This is a genomic window from Clavibacter michiganensis subsp. insidiosus (assembly GCF_002240565.1).
In the GTDB taxonomy this organism is placed as follows: Bacteria; Actinomycetota; Actinomycetes; order Actinomycetales; family Microbacteriaceae; genus Clavibacter; species Clavibacter insidiosus.
Genome location: NZ_MZMO01000001.1, coordinates 22,397 through 48,113 on the forward strand (window position 1 = coordinate 22,397; position 25,717 = coordinate 48,113).

The 25,717-nt window shown below is 74.9% G+C and carries 29 protein-coding genes; 15 read left to right on the forward strand and 14 right to left on the reverse strand.

Going from position 1 to position 25,717, the window contains the following annotated elements; genetic code table 11:
• Positions 1 to 22: 22 nt before the first annotated feature.
• The 5 genes from B5P21_RS00150 to B5P21_RS00170 all read right to left on the reverse strand — a co-directional run bounded on the left by B5P21_RS00150 (position 23) and on the right by B5P21_RS00170 (position 3,103).
• Positions 23 to 982: an NAD(P)-dependent oxidoreductase gene (locus tag B5P21_RS00150; RefSeq protein ID WP_165770587.1), complete on the reverse strand. Its 960-nt coding sequence runs from the start codon at positions 980 to 982 to the stop codon at positions 23 to 25.
• Between the two features lie 140 nt (positions 983 to 1,122).
• Positions 1,123 to 1,716 carry an NUDIX hydrolase gene (locus B5P21_RS00155; protein WP_045526274.1) on the reverse strand — a complete coding sequence of 198 codons (594 nt, stop codon included), beginning with the start codon at positions 1,714 to 1,716 and terminating at the stop codon, positions 1,123 to 1,125.
• Positions 1,717 to 1,725: 9 nt separating this feature from the next.
• Positions 1,726 to 2,205, reverse strand: coding sequence for a GNAT family N-acetyltransferase (locus B5P21_RS00160; RefSeq protein ID WP_080939247.1), 480 nt, complete (start codon positions 2,203 to 2,205; stop codon positions 1,726 to 1,728).
• On the reverse strand, positions 2,202 to 2,582 hold the full coding sequence (locus B5P21_RS00165) for a fluoride efflux transporter FluC (protein ID WP_045526270.1): 381 nt from the start codon (positions 2,580 to 2,582) through the stop codon (positions 2,202 to 2,204). The genes B5P21_RS00160 and B5P21_RS00165 overlap by 4 nt, the downstream gene beginning before the upstream one ends.
• Positions 2,579 to 3,103, reverse strand: coding sequence for a fluoride efflux transporter FluC (locus tag B5P21_RS00170; RefSeq protein WP_080939246.1), 525 nt, complete (start codon positions 3,101 to 3,103; stop codon positions 2,579 to 2,581). Before B5P21_RS00170 ends, B5P21_RS00165 begins: the two co-directional genes overlap by 4 nt.
• A 188-nt stretch (positions 3,104 to 3,291) precedes the next feature.
• Between B5P21_RS00170 and B5P21_RS00175 the strand changes: the two genes are divergently transcribed.
• From B5P21_RS00175 to B5P21_RS00195, 5 genes are all read left to right on the forward strand, one after another.
• A complete protein-coding gene (locus B5P21_RS00175; RefSeq protein WP_094170625.1) occupies positions 3,292 to 3,543 on the forward strand; it encodes a DUF4287 domain-containing protein in 252 nt (83 codons plus the stop codon).
• A 67-nt stretch (positions 3,544 to 3,610) separates the two neighbouring features.
• Positions 3,611 to 4,228, forward strand: coding sequence for a YdcF family protein (locus B5P21_RS00180; RefSeq protein WP_094170626.1), 618 nt, complete (start codon positions 3,611 to 3,613; stop codon positions 4,226 to 4,228).
• Positions 4,229 to 4,370: 142 nt separating this feature from the next.
• Entirely contained in the window at positions 4,371 to 5,570 is a 1,200-nt protein-coding gene (locus B5P21_RS00185) for a glycosyltransferase family 4 protein (RefSeq protein ID WP_094170627.1), read from the forward strand.
• A gap of 49 nt (positions 5,571 to 5,619) precedes the next feature.
• Positions 5,620 to 6,342, forward strand: a complete 723-nt coding sequence (locus B5P21_RS00190) for a Pr6Pr family membrane protein (protein WP_045526264.1) — start codon at positions 5,620 to 5,622, stop codon at positions 6,340 to 6,342.
• A gap of 62 nt (positions 6,343 to 6,404) precedes the next feature.
• A complete protein-coding gene (locus B5P21_RS00195) occupies positions 6,405 to 7,418 on the forward strand; it encodes a LacI family DNA-binding transcriptional regulator (protein ID WP_045526262.1) in 1,014 nt (337 codons plus the stop codon).
• 27 nt (positions 7,419 to 7,445) lie between these two features.
• Here the strand turns inward: B5P21_RS00195 and B5P21_RS00200 are convergent, their stop codons facing one another.
• From B5P21_RS00200 to B5P21_RS00225, 6 genes are all read right to left on the reverse strand, one after another.
• Positions 7,446 to 8,960, reverse strand: a complete 1,515-nt coding sequence (locus B5P21_RS00200) for a PepSY-associated TM helix domain-containing protein (protein WP_094170628.1) — start codon at positions 8,958 to 8,960, stop codon at positions 7,446 to 7,448.
• Positions 8,957 to 9,688, reverse strand: a complete 732-nt coding sequence (locus B5P21_RS00205; RefSeq protein ID WP_246865226.1) for a YcnI family protein — start codon at positions 9,686 to 9,688, stop codon at positions 8,957 to 8,959. Before B5P21_RS00205 ends, B5P21_RS00200 begins: the two co-directional genes overlap by 4 nt.
• A gap of 179 nt (positions 9,689 to 9,867) precedes the next feature.
• Positions 9,868 to 10,554 (reverse strand): hypothetical protein, encoded by a 687-nt coding sequence (locus B5P21_RS00210; RefSeq protein ID WP_045526256.1) that lies wholly within the window; start codon positions 10,552 to 10,554, stop codon positions 9,868 to 9,870.
• Between the two features lie 50 nt (positions 10,555 to 10,604).
• Positions 10,605 to 11,819: a Gfo/Idh/MocA family protein gene (locus tag B5P21_RS00215; protein WP_172457202.1), complete on the reverse strand. Its 1,215-nt coding sequence runs from the start codon at positions 11,817 to 11,819 to the stop codon at positions 10,605 to 10,607.
• 177 nt (positions 11,820 to 11,996) lie between these two features.
• Entirely contained in the window at positions 11,997 to 13,256 is a 1,260-nt protein-coding gene (locus B5P21_RS00220) for a sortase (protein ID WP_094170629.1), read from the reverse strand.
• A 268-nt stretch (positions 13,257 to 13,524) separates the two neighbouring features.
• Positions 13,525 to 14,286, reverse strand: coding sequence for a response regulator transcription factor (locus B5P21_RS00225; RefSeq protein ID WP_052663152.1), 762 nt, complete (start codon positions 14,284 to 14,286; stop codon positions 13,525 to 13,527).
• 324 nt (positions 14,287 to 14,610) lie between these two features.
• Between B5P21_RS00225 and B5P21_RS00230 the strand changes: the two genes are divergently transcribed.
• From B5P21_RS00230 to B5P21_RS00255, 6 genes are all read left to right on the forward strand, one after another.
• Positions 14,611 to 15,135, forward strand: a complete 525-nt coding sequence (locus tag B5P21_RS00230; protein WP_094171372.1) for an RNA polymerase sigma factor — start codon at positions 14,611 to 14,613, stop codon at positions 15,133 to 15,135.
• Positions 15,132 to 15,758 (forward strand): methylated-DNA--[protein]-cysteine S-methyltransferase, encoded by a 627-nt coding sequence (locus B5P21_RS00235; RefSeq protein ID WP_045526252.1) that lies wholly within the window; start codon positions 15,132 to 15,134, stop codon positions 15,756 to 15,758. Before B5P21_RS00230 ends, B5P21_RS00235 begins: the two co-directional genes overlap by 4 nt.
• A gap of 50 nt (positions 15,759 to 15,808) precedes the next feature.
• Complete coding sequence (locus B5P21_RS00240) at positions 15,809 to 16,027, forward strand: hypothetical protein (RefSeq protein WP_045526250.1); 219 nt, start codon at positions 15,809 to 15,811, stop codon at positions 16,025 to 16,027.
• 68 nt (positions 16,028 to 16,095) lie between these two features.
• Entirely contained in the window at positions 16,096 to 16,356 is a 261-nt protein-coding gene (locus tag B5P21_RS00245; protein WP_045526248.1) for a hypothetical protein, read from the forward strand.
• 8 nt (positions 16,357 to 16,364) lie between these two features.
• Positions 16,365 to 16,808: a VOC family protein gene (locus B5P21_RS00250; protein ID WP_045526246.1), complete on the forward strand. Its 444-nt coding sequence runs from the start codon at positions 16,365 to 16,367 to the stop codon at positions 16,806 to 16,808.
• A gap of 97 nt (positions 16,809 to 16,905) precedes the next feature.
• Entirely contained in the window at positions 16,906 to 17,865 is a 960-nt protein-coding gene (locus B5P21_RS00255; protein ID WP_045526244.1) for an IS481-like element IS1122 family transposase, read from the forward strand.
• A gap of 13 nt (positions 17,866 to 17,878) precedes the next feature.
• On the opposite strand, the gene B5P21_RS00260 is transcribed toward B5P21_RS00255, so the two are convergent.
• Together B5P21_RS00260 and B5P21_RS00265 are read right to left on the reverse strand one after the other, a co-directional pair.
• Positions 17,879 to 18,412, reverse strand: coding sequence for an isochorismatase family protein (locus B5P21_RS00260; protein ID WP_045526242.1), 534 nt, complete (start codon positions 18,410 to 18,412; stop codon positions 17,879 to 17,881).
• Positions 18,413 to 18,436: 24 nt separating this feature from the next.
• Positions 18,437 to 19,264 (reverse strand): oxidoreductase, encoded by an 828-nt coding sequence (locus tag B5P21_RS00265; protein WP_094170630.1) that lies wholly within the window; start codon positions 19,262 to 19,264, stop codon positions 18,437 to 18,439.
• 27 nt (positions 19,265 to 19,291) lie between these two features.
• On the opposite strand from B5P21_RS00265, the gene B5P21_RS00270 reads away from it, so the two are divergent.
• From B5P21_RS00270 to B5P21_RS00285, 4 genes are all read left to right on the forward strand, one after another.
• A complete protein-coding gene (locus B5P21_RS00270) occupies positions 19,292 to 20,677 on the forward strand; it encodes a multidrug effflux MFS transporter (protein WP_236688752.1) in 1,386 nt (461 codons plus the stop codon).
• Positions 20,678 to 20,817: 140 nt separating this feature from the next.
• Positions 20,818 to 21,045: a hypothetical protein gene (locus B5P21_RS00275; protein WP_045526238.1), complete on the forward strand. Its 228-nt coding sequence runs from the start codon at positions 20,818 to 20,820 to the stop codon at positions 21,043 to 21,045.
• Positions 21,046 to 21,267: 222 nt separating this feature from the next.
• Entirely contained in the window at positions 21,268 to 23,241 is a 1,974-nt protein-coding gene (locus B5P21_RS00280; RefSeq protein WP_094170631.1) for an APC family permease, read from the forward strand.
• A 219-nt stretch (positions 23,242 to 23,460) separates the two neighbouring features.
• A complete protein-coding gene (locus B5P21_RS00285; protein WP_236688751.1) occupies positions 23,461 to 24,231 on the forward strand; it encodes a hypothetical protein in 771 nt (256 codons plus the stop codon).
• Positions 24,232 to 24,613: 382 nt separating this feature from the next.
• Here the strand turns inward: B5P21_RS00285 and B5P21_RS00295 are convergent, their stop codons facing one another.
• Positions 24,614 to 25,621: a helix-turn-helix transcriptional regulator gene (locus tag B5P21_RS00295; RefSeq protein WP_045526233.1), complete on the reverse strand. Its 1,008-nt coding sequence runs from the start codon at positions 25,619 to 25,621 to the stop codon at positions 24,614 to 24,616.
• Positions 25,622 to 25,717: the final 96 nt, after the last annotated feature.

Genomic DNA, 25,717 nt, shown 5'->3' on the forward strand with positions numbered 1-25,717 from the left:
CGGCGGACGCCGCGGGCGGGCCTCAGACGAGGGTCGCCAGCGGCCCGCCGGCCAGGTGCTCCCGGAGCCGCTCCACGAGCAGGGCCGCCTGCCTCCCGTCGACGTCCCGCGTGTTCCGTCCCACGTGTGGCGTGACGATGGCGTCGGGGAGCGAGCGGAGGGGGTGGTCCGCCGGGAGCGGATCCGGATCCACCACGTCGAGCGCGGCGGACAGGCGGCCCGACGCGACCTCCCGCACGAGGGCGTCCGTGTCGACGAGCCGTCCGCGTCCCACGTTCACGACGAGGGCGCCGTCGGGCAGCAGCGCCAGGAGCCGCGCGTCCACCAGCCCCGCCGTCTCGTCCGTGAGCGGCAGGGCGAGCACGAGGACGTCCGTGCCCGGCAGCAGGGACGGCAGCTCGGCGACCGCGTGGACCGGGCCCGCCTCCGTGGGACGGGCCGTGCGCGCGACGCGGACGAGCCGGACCCCGAAGGGCGCCAGGTGATCCGACACCGCCCGGCCGATGCCGCCGGCGCCGACCACCACGACGCGGCTCCCCCGGAGCCCCGGCGACACCAGGTCCTCCTCCCACGCGCCCGCGGCCAGCGCGTCGCGATGCCGGACCACGTCGCGCCGACAGGCGAGCGCCAGCGCCACGACGAGCTCCGCGACGCTCGCGTCGGCGACCCCCGCGGACGTGGCCACCCGAACGCCGGCGAGGTCGACGCGCCGCAGCCAGTCCGTGCCGCTGGTGAGCACCTGGAGCAGACGCAGGCGGGGCAGCCGCCCGAGGGCGTCCCACCCCGTCGCGTCGAGGGCATGCGGGAGCGGCGGGATGCACGCCTCGACCCGGTCGAGCACGTCCGGCGCGAGCGGCGTGCCGGCGGTCAGCCAGGCGACCTCCCTGCCGTGCTCCTCCGCCAGGGCCACGAGGTCCGCCTCTCCCGGCAGGACGCCGGGGCCGGCGAGCAGCAGGACAGGGGGGAGCGAGGGACGGGGCACGGGATCCTCCGGGTCGGGTCGGCCATCGGAGGGACCATGGTCGCGGGCCGGCGGGGGCTCGCGCGCGGATCCTCCACCGGAGCGCTCCGGGGCGGGGCGCGGACGCGTCCCGGAGCGCGTCCCGCCCAGCCCCGCCGGGATCAGCCCGCGTGCGGCGGGGCGACGGGAGGCAGCAGCCCCTGCTCGGCGGCGGCCGCGCGGGCGATCAGCAGGGTCGGGTCCTCGATGCCGCCCGCCGCGATGAGCGCGTCGAGCTCCGCGACCGGCATGCGCACGAGGCGCACCTGCTCGGACGGGTCGGAGTGGTCGGCCGTGCCCGCGGTGGTCGGCGTCGTGCAGGCGAACACGTGCACGAGCCAGGACGCCCGGCCGGGGTTCACGGCGTAGGTGCGCAGGGGGCGGATCTCCGGCGCGACGAGGCCGAGCTCCTCCTCGAGCTCACGGCGGGCGGCGTCGGCGGGGTGCTCGGAGGCGTCGCCCGCGCCGCCGGGGAGGTCGAGGATCCAGCGCCCGAGCGGGTGGCGGTACTGGCGTGAGAGCAGCACGTGGTCGCCGTCGATCACGAGGGTCGCGACCGCGAACGGCACGCTCTCGTCGACCTCGTAGCGCGACGCGGATCCGTCGGGCAGCAGCACGTCGTGCTCGACGAGGACGACGCGGCCGCGGTGGAGGTCGCGGCGTCCGGTCGTGCTCCAGACGAGCTCCGGGTCGGGCTGGGTCTCCGCGCTGCTCATCCCGCGAGCCTAGGTCGTGGCATCCCCCGCCGCCCCGAGCGCCCGCGACCACGCGACCTCGCGCGCCAGCTGCCCGCTCGCCCGGAACGCGACGACCTGACGGGCGTCGGGCAGCGCGGCGGCGAGCGCGTCGCGGTCGGCCTCCTGGAAGCCGAGGCCGCGCCAGAACGGACCGGACCTCCGCGAGAACAGCCACGCGCGCTCGGCGCCGGCATCCGCAGCGGCCGCGAGCGCGTGCCGGGCGAGCGTCGAACCGAGGCCCGCGGACCGGAGGGCGGGACCCACCGCGACGCTGCGGATCAGGGCGTGCCGCCCGTCCGCGCTGAGCTCGAAGCCGGTGCTGCCGCTGATGCGACCATCGGCGTCGCGCCGGAAGCAGAGCCATACACCCGGGTCGTCGAGCCCCGTGACCGTGAGGTCCGCCGCCGCGAGGAACGCGTGCAGCGTCGCGACGTCCGCGGCGGAGGCGACGGGCGCGAGGGCCATCACAGCGCCTGGCCCACCACGATCCCGAGCCCCGCCGCCGCGACGCACACCACGAGCATGCCGACGCCGTTCGCGAGCGCCGCGCCGATCCGGCCCGCCTGCGCGAGCCGCACCGTCTCGAGGCTGGCGGTGCTGAAGGTCGTGTAGCCGCCCATGAGCCCGCCGCCGAGGATCAGCAGGAGGTCGTGCGGGAGGCCGGCCTGCGCGGCGGCACCGGTGAGCAGGCCGAGGCCGAGGGATCCGGTGACGTTGATGACGGTCGTACCCCACGGGTACGCCGCGCCGAGGCGGCCGCGGATGGCGCCGTCGAGGAGCAGGCGGAGGGCGGATCCGACGCCGCCGGCCACGCAGATCAGCGCGAACACGAGCGGGCCGGTCACGACGCCGCCCCCGTCGCGCGGCCGGCCGCGGTGCGGCGGTGGATCGCGGCGCCCGCGGCGATCCCGGCGACCGACGCCGCGGCGCCGACCACGAGCGAGAGCGCGGCGTAGGCGAGCGCGACGCCGAGCGCGGATCCGGTCAGCGACGCCGCGTCGGTCGCGAGCGAGCTGTACGTGGTGAAGCCGCCGAGCACGCCCGTGCCCACCAGCAGGCGGATCGCGCGGCGCCGCCCCTCGTCGGGCCCGCGGCGGGCGAGCGACTCCAGCAGCGTGCCGAGCACGAAGGCGCCGACCACGTTGATCAGGAGGATCGTCACGGGGATGCCCCCGGCGGGCGCGGGCCAGATGAGCGCGAGCGCCTCGCGGATCCCCGTGCCCACGGCGCCGCCGAGCGCGACGAGGCCGAGGGACGACCAGCGGAGGTGGATCGGGCGGCCCGGGTCGTCGTCCACCTCCACGTCGCTGTCGAGGGGCGCGCCGTCGAGGGGCGCGTCGCCGCCGGGCTGTCGGTGGTCGGTCATGGGGTCTCCCATCTCGGATGGCATGGCTGGCCAAGAGACAGGGACTGTCGTCGACGAGGTCGTCGAGGTTCGGGTACGGCGAGCCCCACCGCCGTGCCTCCCGCGGGAGGCCCCTCCCGGAAGGAGGCCGGACCATTGAACCACGGCCCGCCCTGGTCGCGGCCGTGCGCCGCCGGTAGCGTCGCCGCATGAACGCACACGGCATCGTCGCCCCGCCCCCGCCGCCCGAGAGGCAGAGGGCCCGCGGGCCCGCCTCCTACTTCCCGAGCATCGAGACCGCGTACGGGCAGCCGGTCCAGCGCTGGATCGACCTCGCCGACGCCCGCCTCGACGTCGAGCCGCACATGCAGGTCGTCGCGTGGCTCAAGGCCGAGCACGGCCTCGGGCACGGGCACGCCAACGCGGTCGTCGCGTTCGTGAAGGCAGCGCGCTCCGCCTGAGCCCGGTCCGACCGGTCCGCCCGGCCCGCCCGGCCCGGCCCGCATCGCGCGCCCGTAGCCTGGGCGCATGCGCACCCGCCCGACCCTCGTCGTCACCGGGGTCGCGCTCCTCGCCGCGGTCGGCGCCACGCTCCTCGCGAGCGAGGGGATCCACCGGCTCGCCAGCACCCGCGGCCTCGGCCTCGGCCGCGCGCCGGGCCGCCCCGACGGCGCCGTGGGCCGCGAGGTCGTCGTCGTCCTCGGCTTCGGCAACGCCGGCCCGCGCGCCAACCGGATCAACCGCTACCGGGTGCGCGCGGCCCTGCGCTCGATGGACCCGCGAGCCGCGTCGACCGCGCTCGTGCTCTGCGGCGGATCCGTGATGGGCGACGAGCCCGAGGCCCGGATCCTCGCCCGCTTCGCCCGCGACGAGCTCGGCTACGCGGGCCCGGTCGTCCTCGAGGAGGCCAGCACGAGCACGCGCGAGAACGTCGCGAACGCGATCCCGCTCGTCGAGGACGCCGACACCATCCGCATCGTCTCCGATCCCGTGCACGCGGAGGAGGCCCGCGGCTACCTGCGCGCCGCGCGCCCCGACCTCGCCGACCGGCTCGCGCGCGCCGACGACTACCGCTTCGGCGAGATGACGTGGATGAAGCCGCTCGCCATCGTCGTCGCGCTGCTGCGGCGCGCGCGCTCCGCCTAGCCCGGGCCCGCTCCCCGACGCCGTCCGACGCACACCGCCCGCCCTACCGGATCCCGCGCCGGCGCGAGCCGACCATCCCGAGCCGGCCGCGTCTCCCCAGGCGGCCGCCGCTTCTCCTCGCGGGCGATTAGCGTCAGCCGCGATGAACTCCCTCCGCCCCCTCCTCGTGATGGACTACGCCTTCTCCTACCTCGGTGGGGCCCAGACGGCCGTCGTCCAGCAGGCGCTCGCGCTCGCGCGCGCGGGCCACGCGGTTACGGTCGCGGCACCCGACGCGACGTCCGTCCACGAGCTGCACGGCACGGGCGTCGCCCTGCACGACGTCGCCCCCACCTTCCCCGTCCCGCTGCTCGGCCTGCCGCTCATCCGCGCCGACGCCGCCGCCCGCCGCGACCTCGGCTCGCTGATGGACCGGGCCGGCACCGACCTCGTCCTCACGCACTCCGAGCACGGGTTGGCGGCCGCCGCACTGCGGCTCGGGCGCGAGCGGGGGATCCCGACGCTGCACACCGTGCACACCTTCTTCCTGCGCGGCCCGGCCTGGGGCGGGTTCCTCGCGCCCGCGGTCACGGCCGTCCACCGCGCGATGACCGGGCTGCCGGATCCGCGCGTGCGGCTGGCCCCGCGCCGCCTCGACAGCGCCCTCCGCGGCATGACCCTCGCCGTCTGCCGCGAGGCCGACGTCGTGCTCTCCCCCTCCGCGCACCAGGCCGTCGCCCTCCGGAGCGCGGGCCTCCCGGCCATCGAGGTGCTGTCGAACACGAGCTGCACGGCGCGCGGGGCGTCCGCCGAGCTCCCCGCGGGCGGCGCGCTGCGGCTCGTCTGGGCGGCGCGGTTCGCGCCCGAGAAGCGCCTCGACGTGATGCTCGAGGCGATGGCGCTGGTCGCCGCGAGGAGCGGGCCGGACGCCGTCCACCTCGACCTCGCGGGTGGCCGGCCGCGCGCCGCCGTCCCGCCCGGCGTCACGGTGCACGGCCGCGTGTCGACCGCCACCGTCACCGCGCTCCTCCGCGGGGCGCACGCGGCCGTGATCACGTCGCTGGGCTTCGACAACCAGCCGATGATCGCCATGGAGGCCTTCGCGGAGGGGCGCCCCGCGCTCGTCAGCGACCCCGTCCTCGCGGCGGAGTTCGGCGGGGCCGCGATGCTGGCGGACGGCACGGACGCGCAGGGGCTGGCCACGGCGATCCTCCGGCTGGCCGCCGACCGACCCCTCCTCGACGGGCCCGCCCGCGCGGCCCGCGAGCTCGCCGCCGCGGTCTCCCCCGCCGCGCACGCCCGGGGCGTCGAGGAGGCGTGCCGTCGGGTGGGCGGCGCTCGACGCGGATCGGCCCCCGGGTGACCGGCCCGACCCCGCGCCCGGGGCCTCCGGCGGCGGAGGGGGCGAGATCGTGGGAACCTCATCCGTGCGCATCCTCTTCTCCGTCGTCCGCATCGCCACCGCGATCGCCGCCGTCATCGGCGTCATCGCCCAGTACCACGTCAACCACGCCTACTGGCAGGACCTCGGCGTCACCGGCGTCGCCGGCAAGTCGCTCGACTTCGCCCTGTTCTTCACCGTCGACGCGAACGTGCTCGGCGCGGTCGTGCTGGTCGTCGGCGGCGTGCGGCTCGCGCGGGGCCGCGTGGCGGATCCGGGGGTCGGCTGGGTCACGCTGCGGCTCGCGTCCACCGTCTACCTCGTCATCACGGGCATCGTCTGGAACCTGCTGCTGCGCGGCCAGCCCCAGCCGGAGCCGCTGAAGCTCGACTGGGCCGACCAGATCGTGCACGTCGCCGTGCCGCTGATCGTGCTGCTCGACTGGATCCTCGCGCCCGACCGCCGTCCGCTCCGCGCGGGCGCCATCGGCCGCGTCATCGCGTTCCCCCTCGCGTGGATCGCCGTCACGCTCCTCCGCGGCCCGTTCACGGGCGACGAGGTCTTCCAGACCGCCGCCTACTACCCGTACGGGTTCCTGAACCCGGACTCGTCGCCCGGCGGGTACGGCACGGTCGCCGCGTACGTGGTCGGCCTCACGATCGCCGTCTGCGCGATCACGGGCGCGCTCATCCTCGTCTCGCGGTTCCGCGCCCCGACCGACCCGCACCGCCGCGCGACGCCCGCTATACGCTGAGCACGCGCCCGGCCGATCGCCCACACGGCGCCGCCCGAACCCGAGGAGCCGCCATCCCGACCATGCGAGAGGTCGCCGCGCGCGCGGGGGTCTCGATCGCCACGGTCTCCTTCGTCGTCAACGGCACGAAGGCCGTCTCCGAGCCCACGCGGCGGGCCGTCACCGAGGCGATGCGGGAGCTCGGCTACCGCAACAACGTCGTGGCCCGCGCGCTCGCCAGCAAGCGCACCCGGATCGTGGCGCTGCTGTTCCCCGCCGACGTGCAGCGCCTCAGCCGCATCGCCCTCGAGATCTTCATGAGCGCCGCCACGCGCGCGTCCGAGCTCGGGTACCACCTCGTGCTCTGGCCCACCGGCACGTCACCGGACGACGTGTCCGACCTGGTGAGCGGCCGTCTGGTCGACGGCGTCATCGTGATGGAGGTGCGCATGGACGACTCGCGCATCCGCGAGCTCGCGGCGCTCGACGTGCCGTTCGTCTCCATCGGGCGCACAGCGGACACGCACGACCTGCCGTTCGTCGACATGGACTTCGAGCGCACCGTCGCCGACGGGATCGACCACCTGCAGGGCCTCGGGCACCGCCGGTTCGGGCTCATGGTGGAGGACCTGGAAGGCGGGCCGCTGCGCGGGTACGGGCCGACGACGCGCACCGAGCGGGCGTTCCTGCAGGAGACGGCGGCGCGCGGGCTCGGCGGCCAGGTCGCCCGGTGCGCGCCGACGCCCGTGGGCGGACGCGCGGCGGCGGGCGAGCTGCTGGCGGCGGATCCGGGGATCACGGCCGTCATGCTCCTCAACGACCAGGCGGCGCGCGGCCTCATCTCGGGGTTCGACGCGGCGGGGCGGCACGTGCCGGAGGACGTGTCGATCCTGTCGCTCGCGTCCTCGACCGAGGTGGGCGCGCTGGTCGAGCCCGCCCTGAGCACCATGGACGCGCCGGGCCCCGAGCTCGGCCGGCTCGCCGTCGAGATGCTGCTCGCGCGGCTCGACGGCACGGCCACGGAGCTGCCGCACGCGCTCCTGCCGTGCCTGCTGCACGTGGCGGCGTCGACCGGGCCGGCGCCGGTCGCCCGCTGAGCCGCGGGCGACCGGCACCGGGAGCGATCAGGCCGCGGCGCCCGCCCGGTGCACGCGCGCCGCGGCGATCAGCGCGTCGAGCAGCACGAAGCCGACCAGGGGGATCCCGACGAGCGGCAGGAACAGCCCGACGCCGACGCCGACCGCGACGACCGCCGCGATCCCCCACCACGGCGCCCGCACGAGCGCGCCCGCCGGAGCCGGGCGGCCCGGTCGCGCGACGCCCGGCCGGCGCTTCCACCACATCAGGTACCCGAACACGACCATGGCGGCGATGCCGAGCGCGGTCACCGCGAGGAGCAGCTGGTTCGGCAGCCCGAACATGGATCCCTGGTGCGTGTCGATCCCCCACCGCGCCAGCTTCGCGGGGAACGGGTAGTCGGCGAAGTCGGTGCGGCCCACCACCTGGAGCGTGCTGCCGTCGACGGCGACCTGGTCGACCTCGGTCGGGAAGCTGCGCTGGATCTCGCTCACCGTCCACGCCGAGGCCGCGTCCTTCGGCGGCGTGATCTCCACCAGGCCCGTGTTGACGTTGACGCCCCGCGCGACGCGGAGGACGTCGTCGAAGGTCGCGGGATCGACGGCCGGCGTCGCGCGGGGCGTGGCGGACGCGTGGTGGCCGGCGTGCGGATCCGCCGCGGAGGCCGCGCCGCCGCCCGCGCCCGGCAGCGCGGTCGTGAGCGTCGGCGTCTGCCAGCTGAGCGCGGCGCGCAGGTCGGTCACGTTCTGCCCGCCGAACTGCGACCACGTGATGCCCGTGGCCGACAGGAAGAGCGCGCCCGCGACGAGCCAGACGCCCGTCGACGCGTGCCAGGAGAGGATCCGCCGGTAGCCGGTGGCCTTCGCATCCGGACGCACGAGGTCCCGGCGGCGCGGCGCGCGGCGCCAGCGCGCGACCCACAGGCCGAGACCCGCGAGCGTCACGATGCCGAGCCAGCTCGCCGCGAGCTCGCTGTAGATCCGGCCGGCATCGCCGAGCCCGAGCCTGCGGTGGAAGTCGCTGATCGCGGTGCGCAGCGGCAGGGCGCCGCTCGTGCCGTAGACGGGCAGGTCGCCGCGGATGGACGCGTCGGCCGGGTCGACGAAGATCGCGCGCGTCTGGCTCGGGATGAGGCCGTCGCCCGTGAACATGACGCGCGTCGTGTCGCCGGGCGCGGGGGCCGGGCGGACGGCGACGAGCGTGCCGGATCCGCCGACCACGGCCTCCGCGGCCTCGACCTGCGCGGCGAGCGGCACGGTGGATCCCGTGGCGGGCGCGTGCAGCTCGTGGGCGTAGACGATCTGCTCGGCGGTCGGCGCGAGCGCGTAGGCCGCGCCGCTCAGGGCCGCGACGAGGATGAACGGGCCCACGAGGATCCCCGCGAGGAAGTGCAGGCGCAGCAGCAGCGGGAGGAACCAGCCGCGCTGGGGGCGCGTGACCGCGGGGGCGGGCGCGGCGGGCGCGGCGTTCGCGGCCGGGGCGTCGGGTGCGGCGTTCGCGGCCGGGGCGTCGGGTGCGGCGGCGGGACCGGCGGCATCCGCGCGGTCGTCCACGGCGGTCACCGGCGGCCGCCCTGCTGCGGGCGGCGCATGCCGATGGTGAGGAGCATCACGGCGACGACGCCCACGACGAGGGCGCCGAGGCCGAGGAGGCGGGCGACCGGGTCGACGGGCGCGACGGCGGTCGTGGCCGCGGCCGCCTCCGTGCCCGTCGCCGACGCCGCGCCCATGCCCGCCATGCCGCTGCCGCTGCCGCTCGCGGCGTCGGTCAGCGTGATCGCCGGCGCCGGGTGGTCGGGTTCGGTCCCCGCGGCGGGTGTCTCGGCCCAGTCGGTGGATCCGGCGACGCAGGTCTGCAGTGTCGGGAACGTCACCACGTCGCCGGCCGCGCCGTCGACGGGGAGCAGCGCCTCGACCTGCACGGTCGCGCGCAGGGCGTCGGGCAGCGGGGTGTCGGCCGTGTAGGTGACGGTCGTGCCGTCGGCCGCCTCCTGCGCGGCGACGGACCAGCCGGGCGCGAGCGTCGGCTTCACGGCCTGCACGTCGGCGGGGAAGCGGATCGCGAGGGCCGTGGTGGCGGATCCCTCGCAGCCGTGCCCGACCGCGAAGGTCAGGACGCTGAGGGAGGCCGGAGCCGTAGCGGACGCGTCGAGCTCGATGTGCGCGGAGGCGGCGAGCGGCGCCGACAGGGCGAGCGCGAGGCCGGCCGCGGCGCCGAGGGCGACGGGGATCCGGCGCGCGCGGGTGCGGCGACCGGGCCGAGGGGCGGGGTGGGTGGTGCGGGAGGGCATGGCTGTCCTTCGGTGGGTGCACGGCGTGGCCGTGCGGAGTCCGAGCGTGCGGGAGGCGCGCGACGGCGCGACGACGACGCCCGCCCGCGTCCGGCGGGACGCGAGGGAGGCGGATCAGACGTGTCGGCGCAGCGGCGCGGACCGCGCCCGGGCTCCTCGAGGGACGCGGCGGGCGCGGATCAGACGGCGAGCGCGCCGAGCGGCGGGCCGCGGCGGCCCTGGATCCGCGCGGCGAGGAGCGCGACCGGGCGCGCGGGACGCAGGTCGATCGCGGTCCTGCGCGGCCGGGGTACGGCGGCCGGCTCGGCGAGCGCGGCGGCCAGCGCGACCGCGGCGCCGACGAGCGCGCCGACGGCACCGGTCAGCGCGCCGCCGACGCGCAGCGCGAGGGCCCGGGCGACGCGGCGCACGGCGTCGGCGCCGGCGCGGAGGGAGCACACGCTGACGATCCCGGCGATCACGTGCGCGAGCAGCATCGCGCCGTCGTGGTCCGCGGGCATGGCCATCGCGGAGGAGCCGGCGAGGGCGCGCGCGGCGTCGGCCGCCGCGTGTCCGTGGACGTGACCGGCGGATCCGGCGGTGCCGACCGGCATCGCCATCCCGGACGACCCGGTCGCGGATCCCCCGAAGGTGAACGCCGCGTGCAGCACCCCCTGGGTCGCGCCGATCGCGAGCACGAGGTGCGCGAGCGTCACCCGGCGGCCGCCGAGCCCGAAGCACAGGGCGACGCCGAGCACGAGGGCGAGCGCCAGGACGAGCGGATGCGGGATCCCGCCGCCGGCCGCCGCGTGCAGCGTCGCGGTGACGAGCGTGCAGACGAACGCGGACAGCGCGGCGCGCAGCGTCCGCTCCTGCCGTGCCTGCACCCGTCCGCCTCCCGGTCGTCCGGTCCAGGGTACGCGAGCGCCCGCGGGCGTCAGCTCGCGACGGGATCCACCGTCTTCCACGCGCTGCCGTCGGCCGAGCTGCGCTCCACCGCGTCGAGCACGCGCTGCACGCGGAGGCCGTCGGCGAAGGACGGCTGGGGCTCCTGGCCCGCGGCGATGTCGTGCACGAGGTCGCGCACCTGGTGCGTGAACGCGTGCTCGTAGCCGAGGCCGTGGCCGGTGGGCCACCACGCGGCCGTGTAGGGGTGCTCGGGCTCCGTGACGAGGATCCGCCGGAAGCCCAGCCGGTCGGCCGGCGCGGTCGCGTCGTACAGCTCGATCTCGTTGAGGCGCTCCAGGTCGAAGGAGATGGCGCCGTCGGATCCGCTGAACTCCAGCCGCAGCGCGTTCTTGCGGCCGGTGGCCATGCGGGTCGCCTCGAAGCTGGCGAGCGCGCCGCCCGCGAGCCTGCCGGTGAAGTAGGCCGCGTCGTCGACCGTGACCTGGCCGCGCTCGCTCGACGCGACGCCGCCGAGGCCGCGCGTCTCGGCGAGCAGCGGGCGCTCCTCGACGAAGGTGCGGAGCAGGCCGCTGACCGCGTCGAGCTTCTCGCCCGTGATGAACTGCACCGCGTCGACGATGTGCGCGCCGATGTCGCCGAGCGCGCCGGATCCCGCCGCCTCCTTGTCGAGGCGCCAGGTCATCGGGCCCTCGGCGTCGGTCAGCCAGTCCTGCAGGTACAGCGCGCGCACCTGGCGCAGCTCGCCGATCGCGCCCTGGGCGACGAGGTCGCGCGCGAACGTGATGGCGGGCACGCGGCGATAGCTGAAGCCGACCATCGCGCGGATCCCCTTGGCTGCTGCCCTCTCGGCGGCGGCCGCCATGATCTCCGCCTCCTCGACCGTGTTGGCGAGCGGCTTCTCGCACAGCACGTGCTTGCCGGCCTCGAGCGCGGCGACCGCGATCTCCACGTGCGTGCTGCCGGGCGAGCAGATGTCGACCACGTCGATGTCGTCGCGCTCGATGGCCGCGCGCCAGTCGGTCTCCGCGCGCTCCCAGCCCCAGCGGTCTGCGGACTCCTGCGTGCGCGCCTGGTCGCGCCCGACGACCGACACCATGCGCGGCGCGAGCGGCAGGTCGAAGAACGCCGGCGCGACGCGCCAGGCCTGCGAGTGGGCGGCGCCCATGAACCCGTGGCCGATCATCGCGACGCCGAGGGCGCCTCCGGTCTCCGTGGGCGTCGCTGCGGGTTGCGTGTCGGACATGGGACTCCTTCGTCTCATACGGGGGTGCGGATCCGCGTGCGGGTGATTCGTTGCGGATCGCGTCAAATGTACGGGGGCGCCGCGGGGCGGGACAAGGCGGCGCCCGGACGCGACGACGGCCGGACCCCTCGGGGGATCCGGCCGCCGGTCGTGCGTGGTGCGGGTGGTGCCGTGCCGCTACTCCGCGGAGCGCAGGCGGCGGCGGGCGACGAGCGTGCCCGCGCCGGCCAGCGCCAGGAGCGCGCCGAGGCCGCCGAGGCCGAGGGCCGCGGCGCCGTCGGTGCCCGTGACGGGCAGGGTGTCGTCGTGCTGCGCGGCCGGCTTCACGATCGGCTTCGCCGGCGTGCCCGCGGGGTCGATCGACGGCGTGGTCGGCGCGGGGGTGGGGACGCCCGGGATGACCGGTCCGCCCGCGTCCTCGCCGGTCAGCTCGACGGTGCCGCCCTGCGTGAGGCCCGACTCGAGGCCCGCGACGGACACCTGGTAGGTGCCCGGCTGGATGTCGCCGAACAGGATGATCGGCTGCGCGAAGGTGCCGTCGACGTCGGCGCGCACCAGGTCCTTGAGCGAGCGGGTGCCGACGCCGACGCCGCCGTTCTCGTCGCTGAGCTGGATCACGCGGCCGTCGGGCGCGGTGACGGTGACCTCGACGGCCTCGTAGCGGAGGTAGCCGGTCGCGGTGACCTTGAGGCCGCCGAGCAGGCTGGTGGCCTCGGTGACGGAGATCGGCGAGATGGTCGAGAACGACGCCTCGGCGCGCACGAACGGGCCGACGGGCGCCTCGGCGAAGCGCACCAGGCCGCGGATCTCGCCCGTGACGGTGAGGTCGAGGCCGACCTGCGTGAGCGTGACGCTCGCGGTCTTCGAGTCCTGCAGCAGCTCGGTGAAGCTCGCGGGGAACGCGTACGTGCCGTCCGCGCCGACGATGCCGAGACCGGCGATCGACTTGACGCCCACGGCGTTGAAGTAGCTCGCGGTGACGATGCTGCCCGCGGTGCCGGTGCCGGCGAAGGGCACGGCCTCGTTGATCGGGAGCGCGACGCCGCGGTCGGGCGTGGTCCAGGTGAAGGGCAGCTCGACGACGGGGACGGTCGGCTCGAGCGTCGGGAGGCCGGTCGACGGGGTGCCGGGGGTCGTCGGGACGGCGGGGGTCGGCGTGGTCTCGACGGGGGCGTCGGCGACGGGGGCCGTCTCGTCGGCGGCCTCGGTGGGCGCGGGCGTCGGCGTCGCGTCGGCGGCCGGGGTCTCGACGGCGGGCGTCGGCGTGGCGTCGGGCGCCTCGACCGCGACAGGCGCGGAGTCGACGGGGACGGTCTCGGCGTGGGCGGCCGGCGCCATCGCGAGCGGCAGGATCACGAGCGAGGCCGAGAGGCAGGCGCCGGCGGCGGCGCGGCGGAACGACCTGCCGCGACCGGCGGCGGGGGTGGGACGGGTCATGGCATCTCCAGTGGTGCAGGACCGCCCGCCCGCGCCATTGCTGTGCCGCGACCGTGCGGTTGAGGGGACGCGCTCCGGGGTCTCGAGAACGCGGCGGGGAGGATCTGCTCCCCACGCCGACTGTAGGAGTTCCCGCTACCCACCTGGGGAAATTCTTGGCGCAGTGTGACGCGTGTGACTCGTCATCCCCGGAGTTACGGGGGTGACTCACCGCACCGGCCCTCGGATTGGGGTGGCCGCAGACGGGCCGGTCGGCTCGACGAGAGCGTCAGGTGACGGGCGCGAGCACGAGGTCGTCGCCCGCCGCCGCGAGCAGGACGACCTGGTCACGGCCTGCGCGACGACCCGTCAGCGACGGCAGGTCGAGGAGCGCGCGCGGGGCGACGAGGTCCCAGCCGGCGTCCGTCAGGCGGTGCACGAGCTCGCGGCGGGAGAGCCGCCGGGTCGGCTCCTCGGCGAGCGCCTGCACGACGACGAGGTCCATCGGATCCAGTTCCAGCGGCACGCCCGCGAGCCAGGCCTCGCCCGTGGCCGGGTCGAGCACGAGGTCGCCCGCGGTGACCATGGCCGGAGCCAGGCCGCGGCGGCGGAAGAGCACGCGCAGCGTCTCGACGACCTCCTCGAGGCCGAACGGCTTGGTGACGTAGTCGTCGGCGCCCGCGCCGAAGGCCGCGAGCCGGTCCTCGAGCGAGTCGCGGCCGGTGAGGAAGAGCACGGGGCTGGCGACGCCCGCGCGCCGCAGCTCGCCGACCACCTCCACGCCCGAGACGTCGGGCAGCGTCATGTCGAGCAGGATCGCGTCGGGCGCGGACTCGACGGCGGCGTCGATCGCGGCGCGGCCGGTGGCGAAGACGCGCACGTCCCAGCCCTCCATCCGCAGCGCGAGCGACAGCAGCTGCGTGATGGGCGCCTCCTCGTCGACCACGAAGACGCGGAGCGAGCGGGGCGCATCGCCCGGCGCGTCACCGGGCATCATCCCGGGCGCCGCCTGCTCGTCGTCGCGGGCGGCGGAGCTCAGGGTGCTGGCCATGCGGATCCTCTTCCGTCGGATGCGCCGCCGGCCCAGGGGGACGGGCCGACGGCGGGTGCTCCTCGCGGAGCGGCGGCCGGGGGTGGGCCGCCCCTCCATCCTCGCGACCGGGGAGCCGCCGGGCATCATCCCCGGGGACCGTCACGGGTAGTCCCTACGGCGTGCACGGGCGGAGCACCGGAGATGGCGAGGAGGCGCACGGCGCGTCCGCAGGCGGGCGGTGCCTCGCGGCGGGCTGTCGCGCCGGCCGCCGGATCCGCGAGACTGATCCGCACGCCGACCTCACGGATCGCCCCGCCCCGGCGTCTACCCGGTGTGGAGATGATGCAGCCGTTCGACAGGGTCGTGACCGAGCACGGCGCCGTGGTGCTCCGCGTGTGCCGGGCGGTGCTCGGCGGGCACGCGGACGCGGAGGACGCGTGGTCGGAGACGTTCCTGTCGGCACTCGTGGCGTATCCGCGGCTCGGGCCGCGCGCCGACGTGCGCGCCTGGCTCGTCACCATCGCGCACCGCAAGGCCCTCGACGCGATCCGCGCCCGCGGCCGCCGCGCCCTCCCCGTCGACGAGGTGCCCGAGCGGGTCTCCGACCTCGGCGTGCCCGACTCCGGCGACCCCGACCTGTGGCGCGCCGTCGCCGCCCTGCCCGGGCGGCAGCGGCTCGCGGTCGCGTACCGGTATCTCGGCGGGCTGCCGCACGCGGAGGTGGCGGCGATCGTCGGCGGGACGCCCGAGGCCGTGCGGCGCGCGGCGGCGGACGGGGTCGCGAGCCTCCGGCGGTCGATGGGCGCGGATCCGCCGGGCACCGGTCGCGCTCCCGCACCCGCCACCACCACCGGAGGACGACCGTGACCGATCCCGACGACACCATCCCGTTCCTCGACGCCGCCGCGCTCGAGGCCGCCGACCCGACGCCGCCCGCCCTCGACGCCCTCCGCCTCCGCCTCGCCGACCGGGCCGCGGCCGACGGCGCGCTCGACGTCGGCTTCACCACGATCGACTCGCCCGTCGGCCCGCTGCTCCTCGCGGCCACCGAGCGCGGCCTGATCCGCGTCGCGTACTCCCGCGAGGACCACGACACCGTGCTCGGCGACCTCGCGCGGCGGCTCGGCCCGCGGATCCTGCGCGCCCCGAAGCGCCTCGACCAGGCCGCCCGCGAGCTCGACGAGTACTTCGCCGGCCGCCGCCGCTCCTTCGACCTGCCGCTCGACCGCCGCCTGTCGACCGGCTTCCGCGACCGGGTGCAGCGGCTGCTGCCGGAGATCCCGTACGGATCCACCCGCACCTACCGCGAGGTCGCCGAGACCGCGGGCAGCCCGGCCGCCACGCGCGCGGTCGGCACGGCGTGCTCGACGAACCCGCTGCCCGTGGTGATCCCCTGCCACCGCGTCCTCCGCTCCGACGGCACGCTCGGCGGCTACATCGGCGGGCTCGCGGCGAAGACGACGCTGCTGGAGCTGGAGGGGCGGATCTGACGGGCTCCGCCATCCGGCGGACGCGTCGGGCCCGCGCCTAGCGTGAGGGCATGGACGATGCGACGGCACCCGGCGAGCGCGCGGCGACTGCCGGAGGCGCCGGCCGGCTGCCCGACACCGGGCTCGCCGTGCTCTTCGCGATCGGCGTCGTGATGGGGCTCACGCGCGACGATCTGCGGCCTCTCGGCCTGCTGCTGATGGTCACGAGCGCCGTGGTGTTCCTGGCCGTCACGGTCGTCCGGTGGCGTCGGCGGGGCGCGTCGCGCTGACGGGTGCCGCGCGCGCGTCCCCCACGGGGCGGACGCGCCCGACCTACCCCGGTGCCTAGCGTGAGGGCATGAGCGAACCGACGACGCCCGGTGGCCCCGCGGATCCGCCCGCGGAGGACGACGACTCCTCCAGCACGAACGCGTCGCTCGGCATCGTCTTCGGGATGCTCGGACTCGTGCTCATGCTCACCCTCGACGACACCCGCGTCGCCGGGCTGCCGTTCGTGATCCTCGGCATCACCTTCTTCGTCATGGGCATCCGACCGACCACGCGGAAGCGCGACCGCGCCGCCGTGGACGACACCCCGACCCCGCCCCCTCCGGCGTAGACAGGGTCATGGCCACCTCGCCCGACCACCCGCGCCTGCTGCAGACCGTGCTCGACACGCCGGATCCGCGCCGCCTCGCCGAGTTCTACCGCGAGCTCCTCGGCTTCCGGTACCGGCCGGGCGACGAGCCCGACCAGGCGGGGCCGGATGCGGACTGGCTGGTCCTCGTCGACGACGACGGATCCCGCCGCCTCGCCTTCCAGCTCGCGCCCGGCATGCCCGCGCCCCGCTGGCCCGAGGGATCGCCGCCGCAGATGCTGCACCTCGACCTCACCGTCGGATCCGTCGCCGACCTCGAGCGCCAGCGGTCGCGGGCCGTCGCGCTCGGCGCCGAGGTGCTGCAGGACCGGTCCGTGGATCCCGACGAGCCCCTCTACGTGCTGCGGGATCCCGCCGGCCATCCGTTCTGCGTCTTCGTCGCGCCGGCGCCCTCGGAGGCCGACAGCCCCTAGATGTACCCGGCCATGACGTTGGTGACACTTCGGGGCGTGTGAGGAGGCCTCCTGGCTTGATGGAGCTGTCTAGTTCTGCCACTGCCAGGAGGCCTCGATGTCCCACGCTAATGCTCGTCTGACGGTTCACGGGAGGGTTCTCCTCGTGCGGCGGGTGGTCGAGGATCGTCGGCCGGTCTCGCATGTCGCGCGCGAACTCGGTGTGTCGCGTCAGTGCGCGCATCGGTGGGTGAATCGGTTCCGGTCCGAGGGCTTCGAAGGCTTGTCGGACCGGTCCTCGAGGCCGAGACGGGTGCCGACGAGGACGAGCCCGGAACGAGAACGAGCCGTCGTGGAAGCGAGGACCCGATTGCGATCAGGTCCTGCCCGGTTGGCGCCGGTGACCGGTGTTCCAGCCCGCACGATCTCCCGCATCCTGCGGCGGCACGGGGCACCGCCGTTGGCATGGTTGGACCCCGTCACCGGGGCCGTGATCCGGGCATCCCGGTCGACGGCAAACCGGTACGAGCATGAGCATCCCGGCGACCTGATCCACGTCGACGTGAAGAAGCTCGGCCGGATCCCGGACGGCGGCGGCTGGCGGGCGCATGGCCGCAGCGAACAGGTTCGTGGTCGTGGGATCGGGTTCGATTACGTCCACGCCGTGGTCGATGACCACACCCGCCTCGCCTACGCGGAGATCCACCCGGACGAGAAGGGCGTGACCGCGGCAGGGTTCCTGACCCGGGCCGCGGCGTACTTCGCCGAGCACGGCATCACCCGCATCGAACGGGTCCTGACGGACAACGCGTTCGCCTACCGGCACTCGGCCGCGTTCCAGAACGCGGTCACGCAGCTCGGTGCGAGGCAGAAGTTCATCCGCCCGCACTGCCCCTGGCAGAACGGCAAGGTCGAACGCTTCAACCGCACCCTCGCGACCGAGTGGGCCTACCGGCAACCCTTCACCAGCAACCAAGCCAGAACCGACGCCCTTGATCCGTGGATCCAGCACTACAACACTGAACGAATCCACTCGAGCCACGGGCTGACGCCCGCGGCCCGAGTGTCACCAACGTGATGACTCAGTACACCTAGAGCGCCACCGTGTCGTGCGGCTCCACGGTCGACACGATCCCGGGGTGCCGCAGGGTCGCGAAGTACAGGTTCGTGTGGGCGACGATCTGCGCGGCGCCGATCGCCACGCCCTCGTGCAGCGCGTCCGCCGTCGTGTGGGCGTCGCCGACGAGCGTCACGTCGAAGCCGCGCGCTGCCGCGCTCTGCAGCGTCGTGCGCACGCAGTAGTCGGTCTGGGCGCCCGCGACCACGATCTTCGTCGTCCCGAGCCGCGCGAGCACCTCCGCGAGGTCGGTGTCGGCGAAGGAGTCGCGATGCGCCTTCCGCACCAGCGGCTCGTCGGCCGCCCGCGCGAGCGGCGGCACGAGCGCCCAGTCGGGATCGCCCTCCGCGAAGCCGTGATGGTCCTGGATCCACACCACCGGCGACCCGCTCGCGCGGGCGCGCTCGACGAGCGCCGTCGTGCGCGCCACCACCCCCTCGGCGTCGAGGCAGCCGGGCAGCACGCCGACCTGGAGGTCGATCACGAGGAGGGCGGTGGATGCGGTCATGCGGCGATCCTCCGGCATCGCCGTCTACGCGCCGCACGCCGTCGACCGGCTGCGCTCGGCCCACGCGTCGACGTCGGCGCGCAGGTCGTCGAGCGCGCCGGTGACGATCTCGACCGCGTCGCCGCCGAGCAGGAGATAGAAGGGAGCGCCCTCCTCGACCGCGTCGACGAGCACCTTCGCGCCGAGCGCGGGATCGTTCGGCTGCGTGCCGTCGGTGGTGTCGTTCTCCTTGCGGCGCTTGCCGGCGGTCTCGGCGTAGTCGTCGATCACGGTGGACGACTGCGTGAGCGAGCGGCCCGAGAAGTCGGTGCGGAAGGATCCCGGCGCCACCACCGTCGCGACGATCCCGAGCGGCTCGAGCTCGGTGCGCAGCGCCATGGTCATCTGCTCGATCGCGGCCTTCACGGCGCCGTAATAGCCGGATCCCGCGCCCGTGCGCGCGGCACCGATGGACGAGAGGTTCACGATGGTGCCGCTGCGACGCTCGCGCATGCCGGGCAGCACGGCCTTGAGCATGCGGACGCTGCCGTGGAACTGGGTGTCGAACAGGCGCGCGACGTCCGCGTCGTCGCCCTCCTCGACGGCCGCGCGGTAGCCGTAGCCCGCGTTGTTGACGAGCACGTCGACGCCGCCGAAGCGGGCCGTGGCCTCGTCGACCGCGAGCGACACCTGCGCGGGATCCGTCACGTCGAGGTCGAGCGCGAGGGCGTGCTCGGGGAACCGGTCGGCGAGGTCCTGCACGTTCGCGGCGTCGCGCGCCGTGACGACGACGTCGTGCCCGCGCTCCAGTGCCTCGACCGCGAAGGCGCGCCCGAGTCCGGTGGAGCATCCCGTGATCAGCCAGGTCGTCATGCGCGTTCCTCTTCCTCGTGGATGCGGGTGGGGGCGGCCGGTGCGGCGCGGCCCTCGTCGAGGCTAGGCGCATCGGGCGGCGGCGTCCGAGCCGCGACGGGGCCGTCCGGTCGCTCCACGACCGCTGGCCCGGCGGGGACCGGGCTACTGTCGGGCCTGCTGAGCGACGACGCCCGAGACCCGGCCCCCGATCCCGACCCACGCACGTCGTGGACCGCGCGCCGCGGACCGCTCCTGACCGTCGCCCTCATCGTCGGCATCTCGCCGTTCGCGACCGACCTCTACATCCCCGGACTGCCAGCGATCGCCACCGACCTCGACGCGTCGACCGCATCGGTGCAGCTGACGCTGACCGCCTTCCTCGTCGCGTTCGCGGTCGGCCAGCTGGTCGTCGGGCCGATCAGCGACGGCGTCGGCCGGCGCCGCATCCTCCTCGCCGGGACCGCCCTCTTCACCCTCGCCAGCGTCGTCTGCGCGATCTCGCCCGACGTGACGACGCTGATCCTCGCCCGGGTCGTGCAGGGCCTGGGCGGCGCCGCCGCCGCGGTCTCGGCCCGCGCCATGGTCGGCGACGCCTCCACCGGCGCCCTCCGCAGCCGCCTCTTCGCGACGCTCGCGGTCGTCAATTCGGTCGGCCCGGTCGTCGCCCCGCTGGTCGGCGGCCTCGTGCTGACGTTCTCGTCCTGGCGCGCCGCGTTCGTCGTGCTGGCCGCGCTCGGCCTGGCCCTCACCCTCGCCGCGGCTCGCCTGCTCCCGGAGACGATCGTCCGCACCGGCGCGGGCGGCACCTCCCCGCGCGCCGTCCTCGGCCGCATGGCGGAGCTGCTGCGGATCCCCCGCTTCCGCTGGTACCTCGTCACCGGCTGCGCCGCGACGATCGGGTTCTTCTCCTACATCGCCACCTCCTCCTTCGTGTTCCAGGAGCAGTACGGCTTCGGCGAGGGCCTCTACACGCTGGTGTTCGCCTCCAACGCCTCCTGCATGATCGCCTCGACCCTCGTCTTCCGACGCCTCATCGGACGCTTCGCCGAGGACCGCCTCTTCACGATCGGCCTCGTCACGTGCGCCATCGGCTCGACCCTCGTGCTCGTCGGGGCGGTCGCGGGGATCGGTCCCGCGCTGGTCTGGCCGGCCCTCGCCCTCGTCACCGCGGGCTGGGGCTGGGTGATCCCCGGCTCGATCACGCTCACGCAGGCGCTCGGCCACCGGCACCCGGGCACGGCCTCCGCGCTCGTCGGCGGACTGCAGTTCGGCCTCGGCGGATTGGCGACGCCGCTCGCGGGCGCCCTCGGCGGCACCGCGACCGCCATGGGCGCGCTGATGACCGGCTTCATCGCGGTCGGGCTCGCCGCGCAGCTCTGGGCGTCCCGGGCTCGCAGCGGCGGGTCACGACCGCGACGGGCGGATGCCTGATCGAGCGCGCGGGCGCCTCACGCTGATGCGGCGGACGCCTGTTCCTCGAGCACCTGCGGCAGGAGGATCTGCCGTTCGCCGACGCGACATTCACGACAGCGTCGGTCGTCCTCGCCGATCGCGCCGACGGCCAGCCCGCCGTGCGCTGGGACCTCCCGCGCGGATCCGTCACCCGCGCCATCGCCGTCCTCGGCCCGAGCGGCCGCGGCCTCTGGCAGCACCTGAGCCCGCGCACAGCCGCCTTCCGCCTGCTCGCCATCCACATGGAGGAGTGGATCAGCGTGCCCGACACGGATCCCGGCGCCGACCAGGAGCGCCGCTTCGTGCTCGTCGACGGCCGGTTCGATCCCGTGCCGCCGCGCTCCTGACCTCCCGGCGTCATCCGCGGAACGTCCCCCGCATGACCGCACCCTCCACGCCCACCCGCCTCCCGCCCGGAAGTGGCACGATGGGCCGACGATGTTGCCGGGCCCGACCGTCGCATCCGCGAGACAGGGTCCCGGCGCCGCCTCAGGAGGATCACCCGTGCACTGCCCGGATCACGGTCAGATGACGTCCCCGCTCCGCTCCGCCACCTCGGCGGCCCGGTCGTGAGCGCGCCTAAGCTGCTGCGCGCGCCCGAGCAGCGGCGCGCCCGCGACGGGATCACCGCGTGGCTCCTCGACGGGCTGCCCGGCGCGTCCGGCGCGCACCCCGGCCCGCACGCCGAGACCGTCGAGAAGACGCACTCGTGGTGGCGCGTCATGTGCCTCACGGGCGTCGACTACTTCTCCACGCTCGGCTACCAGCCCGCCATCGCGGCGGTCGCGGCGGGCCTGCTGTCGCCGCTCGCGACGCTCGTCCTCATCCTCCTGACGCTCCTCGGCGCCCTCCCCGTCTACCGGCGGGTGGCGCGCGAGAGCCCCCGCGGCGAGGGATCCATCGCCATGCTCGAGCGCCTCCTCCCCTGGTGGGGCGGCAAGCTCTTCGTGCTCGTGCTGCTCGGGTTCGCGGCGACGGACTTCCTCATCACCATCACGCTGTCGGCCGCCGACGCGACCGCGCACGCCGTCGAGAACCCGTTCGCGCCCGCGTGGTTCTCCGGCAACGAGGTGCTGCTGGCCGCGCTCGCGTTCGTGTTCCTCCGCGGCTTCAAGGAGGCGATCTCCATCGCGGTCGTGCTCGTGGGCGTGTTCCTCGCGCTCAACGCCGTCGTGATCGTCGTCTCCCTCTTCCACGTCGCCGGGAACCTGCAGGTCATCGACGACTGGTGGCTCGCGCTCACGGCGCAGCACGGCAACCCGCTCGTGATGGTGGGCATCGCGCTCATCGTCTTCCCGAAGCTCGCGCTCGGCCTCTCCGGCTTCGAGACGGGCGTCGCGGTGATGCCGCAGGTGCGCGGCGAGGACGACGCCGACGGGGTGCCGCGGGCGCGGATCCATGGCACGAAGCGGCTGCTCGCGACGGCGGCGCTCATCATGAGCGCGTTCCTCATCACGTCGAGCTTCGTGACCACGCTGCTGATCCCGCAGGCCGAGTTCCAGGACGGCGGCAAGGCCAGCGGCCGCGCGCTCGCGTACCTGGCGCACCAGTTCCTCGGCGACGGCTTCGGCACGCTCTACGACATCAGCACGATCTGCATCCTCTGGTTCGCGGGCGCCTCCGCGATGGCCGGGCTCCTCAACATCGTGCCGCGCTACCTGCCGCGCTACGGCATGGCGCCGCACTGGGCCGCGGCCGTGCGCCCGCTCGTGCTCGTCTTCACGGCCATCGCCGTGATCGTCACGCTCGTGTTCCAGGCGGACGTCGACCAGCAGGCCGGCGCCTACGCGACGGGCGTGCTCGTGCTCATCACCTCGGCCTCGGTCGCGGTGACGCTGTCGGCGAAGAAGGCCGGGCAGCGCAAGCGCACCATCGGGTTCGCGGTCATCGCGGCGGTGTTCGCGTACACGACCGTCGTCAACGTGATCGAGCGGCCGGACGGCGTGCGGATCGCGGCGCTGTTCATCCTCGGGATCCTCGTGGTCTCGATCGTGAGCCGCGTGCAGCGGTCGTTCCAGCTGCGCGCGACCTCGCTGACGATGGACGAGCGGGCGCGCGCCTTCGTGACGGAGGACGCCGAGGACTACGGCGCGGTGAGCATCATCGCCCACGAGCCGGACGAACCCGGCGAGGGGCTGTCGGAGGCGGAGCAGATCGCCGAGTACCGCCGCAAGGCGAGCGACGAGCGGCGCGACAGCGGGATCCCGGCGCGGGCGCCCGTGATCTTCCTGGAGGTGACCCCGGGCGACTCGTCGGAGTTCGAGGAGGACCTCGTGGTGCGCGGCATCGTGCGCTGCGGCTTCCGCGTGCTCCAGGTCACGAGCGGCAACGTCCCCAACACGATCGCGGCCGTGCTCCTCGCCGTGCGCGACCTCACGGGCGTCAAGCCCGGCGTCTACTTCGAGTGGACGGAGGGGTCGCCCGTCGGCAACCTCCTCCGCTTCCTCGTCACGGGCACGGGCGAGGTCGCCCCCGTCACCCGCGAGGTGCTGCGGCGGGCGGAGCCGGTGCGGGCCAGGCGGCCGGATGTGCATGTGAGCTGAGGCGGCTACGCCTGTGCAGGAGCACAGCGGGCGGTTCGGCGTGCGCGTACGTTCAGCTCGACGTCGCTCGACGACGCGAATGGAATGGAATGCAATGAAGACCCATGCCCGGGGAGCAACGATGCTCCTCGCTTTGACAATGATCATCTCCGTGAACGGCCTCATGGCCGAAGCAGCACCGCAGCAGAGAACCTGGGAGACACTTCCACGCATGCGCTCGTGGACAAGGCGCTCATAGGTGTCGGCCAATCCGACCGCGTCGGTCTCGGCTGGGCCACCCCGGATACGCCGAGAGCCGCCTCCATCCCCAAGCCATCAGGCGAGATGAGCGTGAAGCCAGCGCTCACGAACGACTCCCTCGTACGGGCTCGTCCGGGAGAGATTCAAGCGGTGACCGTTCTGCGCGACCGAGCCACCACGACCTCCTTCTCACTACATCTCCCGACAGGTCTCCGCGCTGTCCCGCACGGAGCAGGATTCGACATCGTGGCGGGTTTCCAAGCGGGTGGGAGGACCACCGCGGCCGGTCGCATCGACGCACCATGGGCACTTGGAGCTGCTGGCAAGCCCGTCAGCACGCACTTCTCCCTCGAAGGCGACACCCTGACGCAGACGATCGACGCGGAGGGAGCCGCGTTCCCCGTCGTCGTGGATCCGCTTGTGACCCTCGGCTTGGCGAATGCGGCACAGGGCATCGGCTTTTACGTCAATCTGCTCGGCTCGCAGATGCGTCAGATCGCCGCAGCGGCCGCATTTCTAGGGTCGGTCGGCGTAGCCAGCTTGTGCGCGGCGGCATCGAAGATCCCCAATGCCGTCAAGTGGTTCGTCGTCGCGGGCTGCGCGGCATTCGGTGCCCCGAAGCTCATGGACATCATCAGCTTCGTGAAGAACGCGTACGACTCAGGAAACTACGGCTTCAACACCTGCTATCAAACTCGGATCGAAGGTGGCCGACCGTGGATCCAGACTGACCACTCGAATTGCGAATGAGAAGGGCACCGGCATCATGAAGCGCTTGCGACCATCCGACATTCTCTATCTCGCCATATTGATCGTGGTCGGGACGTTGAGCATCGCGCTCCCCCAGGATCGCGCTCTCGTCCAAGGGATCGCGATCGGCGCGACGGCGGTCCTCCTGGTGGTCGGATTCCTCGAGTACAGGAATCGAAGGAGGCACCAGGCCGCTCAGGACCCGTCGCTCGAGCGTTCCGTGAGCGACGGCGGCGACTCGCCTTCGTGACACCTCCTGTGGTGCAGGGCGCAGTGCGGTCGCCGCATGTGCGCCTTGCATCGCGGCGTGGCAGGCGGCACGTGGGAGCGACGGTGCGGTCGCGGCATCGCCGATCCTGACCGCGGACGCGGGGCCCAGCACCTACTGCGACCGGGCGTCGGGACCCCGCGCCCGCCGGCTTCGCTCCTGCGCGGAGCGGAGGCGGGCGGCCAGGGCGCCGGCCGCCTCGCGCAGCTCCTCCGGGCCGATCACGGAGAACGGCGCGTCGAAGCGGGCCACGGCGGCGAGGACCCCGGTCCACGACCACGAGCCGACGGTGATCCGCGTCGAGGTCGCCGACACCTCCTCCATCTCGCCGTCGCCGATCCACGGCGCGACCGCCCGGGCGGGCAGCTCGACGAGCAGCTCACCCGTGCAGGGCCAGCGGTCCTCCGACGCGGATCCCCTCGCCCGGGCCGCGAGGAACGACCGCGCGTCCGCCGCGGGCAGCTCCCGCGGCGCGAACCGCGGGCCCGTCGGCGTGCGCGGCAGCATCCCGTCGAGGCGGAAGGTGCGCCAGTCGTCGCGATCGAGGTCCCACGCCACGAGGTACCACCGCGAGCGCCGAGCCACGATCGCGTGCGGCTGGACGCGCCGGGACGATCCCTCCTGCCCGACGCGATCGAGCAGGTCGAAGCGCAGCGTCAGCCGGTCGCGGACCGCCGCGCTCACGGCCTCCAGCACCGCCGGATCCACGCGGGGCTCGGCGCCGGGCCCCGGCTCCGGTTCCGCGCCCGTGAAGCGGATGCCGTCGATCCGGTGCCGGAGACGCGACGGCATGACCTGCCGCACGGTCGCCAGGGCGCGCGCCGCCGCCTCGTCGACGTCGACGCCCATCGCGGGCGCCGCCTGGAGCGCGACCGCGATCGCGACGGCCTGCTCGTCGTCGAACAGCAGCGGCGGCAGCTCAGCCCCGGCCGCCAGCCGGTAGCCGCCGTCCGGCCCCTTCACCGAGCGGATCTCGTACCCGAGCTCGCGGAGCCGCTCGACGTCGCGGCGGACGGTGCGCGGGGTGACCTCGAGGCGCTCGGCGAGGATCCGCCCCGGCCAGTCGCGCCGGGTCTGCAGCAGCGACAGGAGGGACAGCATCCGCGACGAGCTCCCGATCATGGATCCAGTCTCGCCGGAGTAGAGGACCGTCCCTGACCTCCACCCCCGGGAGAGTGCTCCCCAGCGGCCCGATCCCCGGCCCGCACCCACACGAGG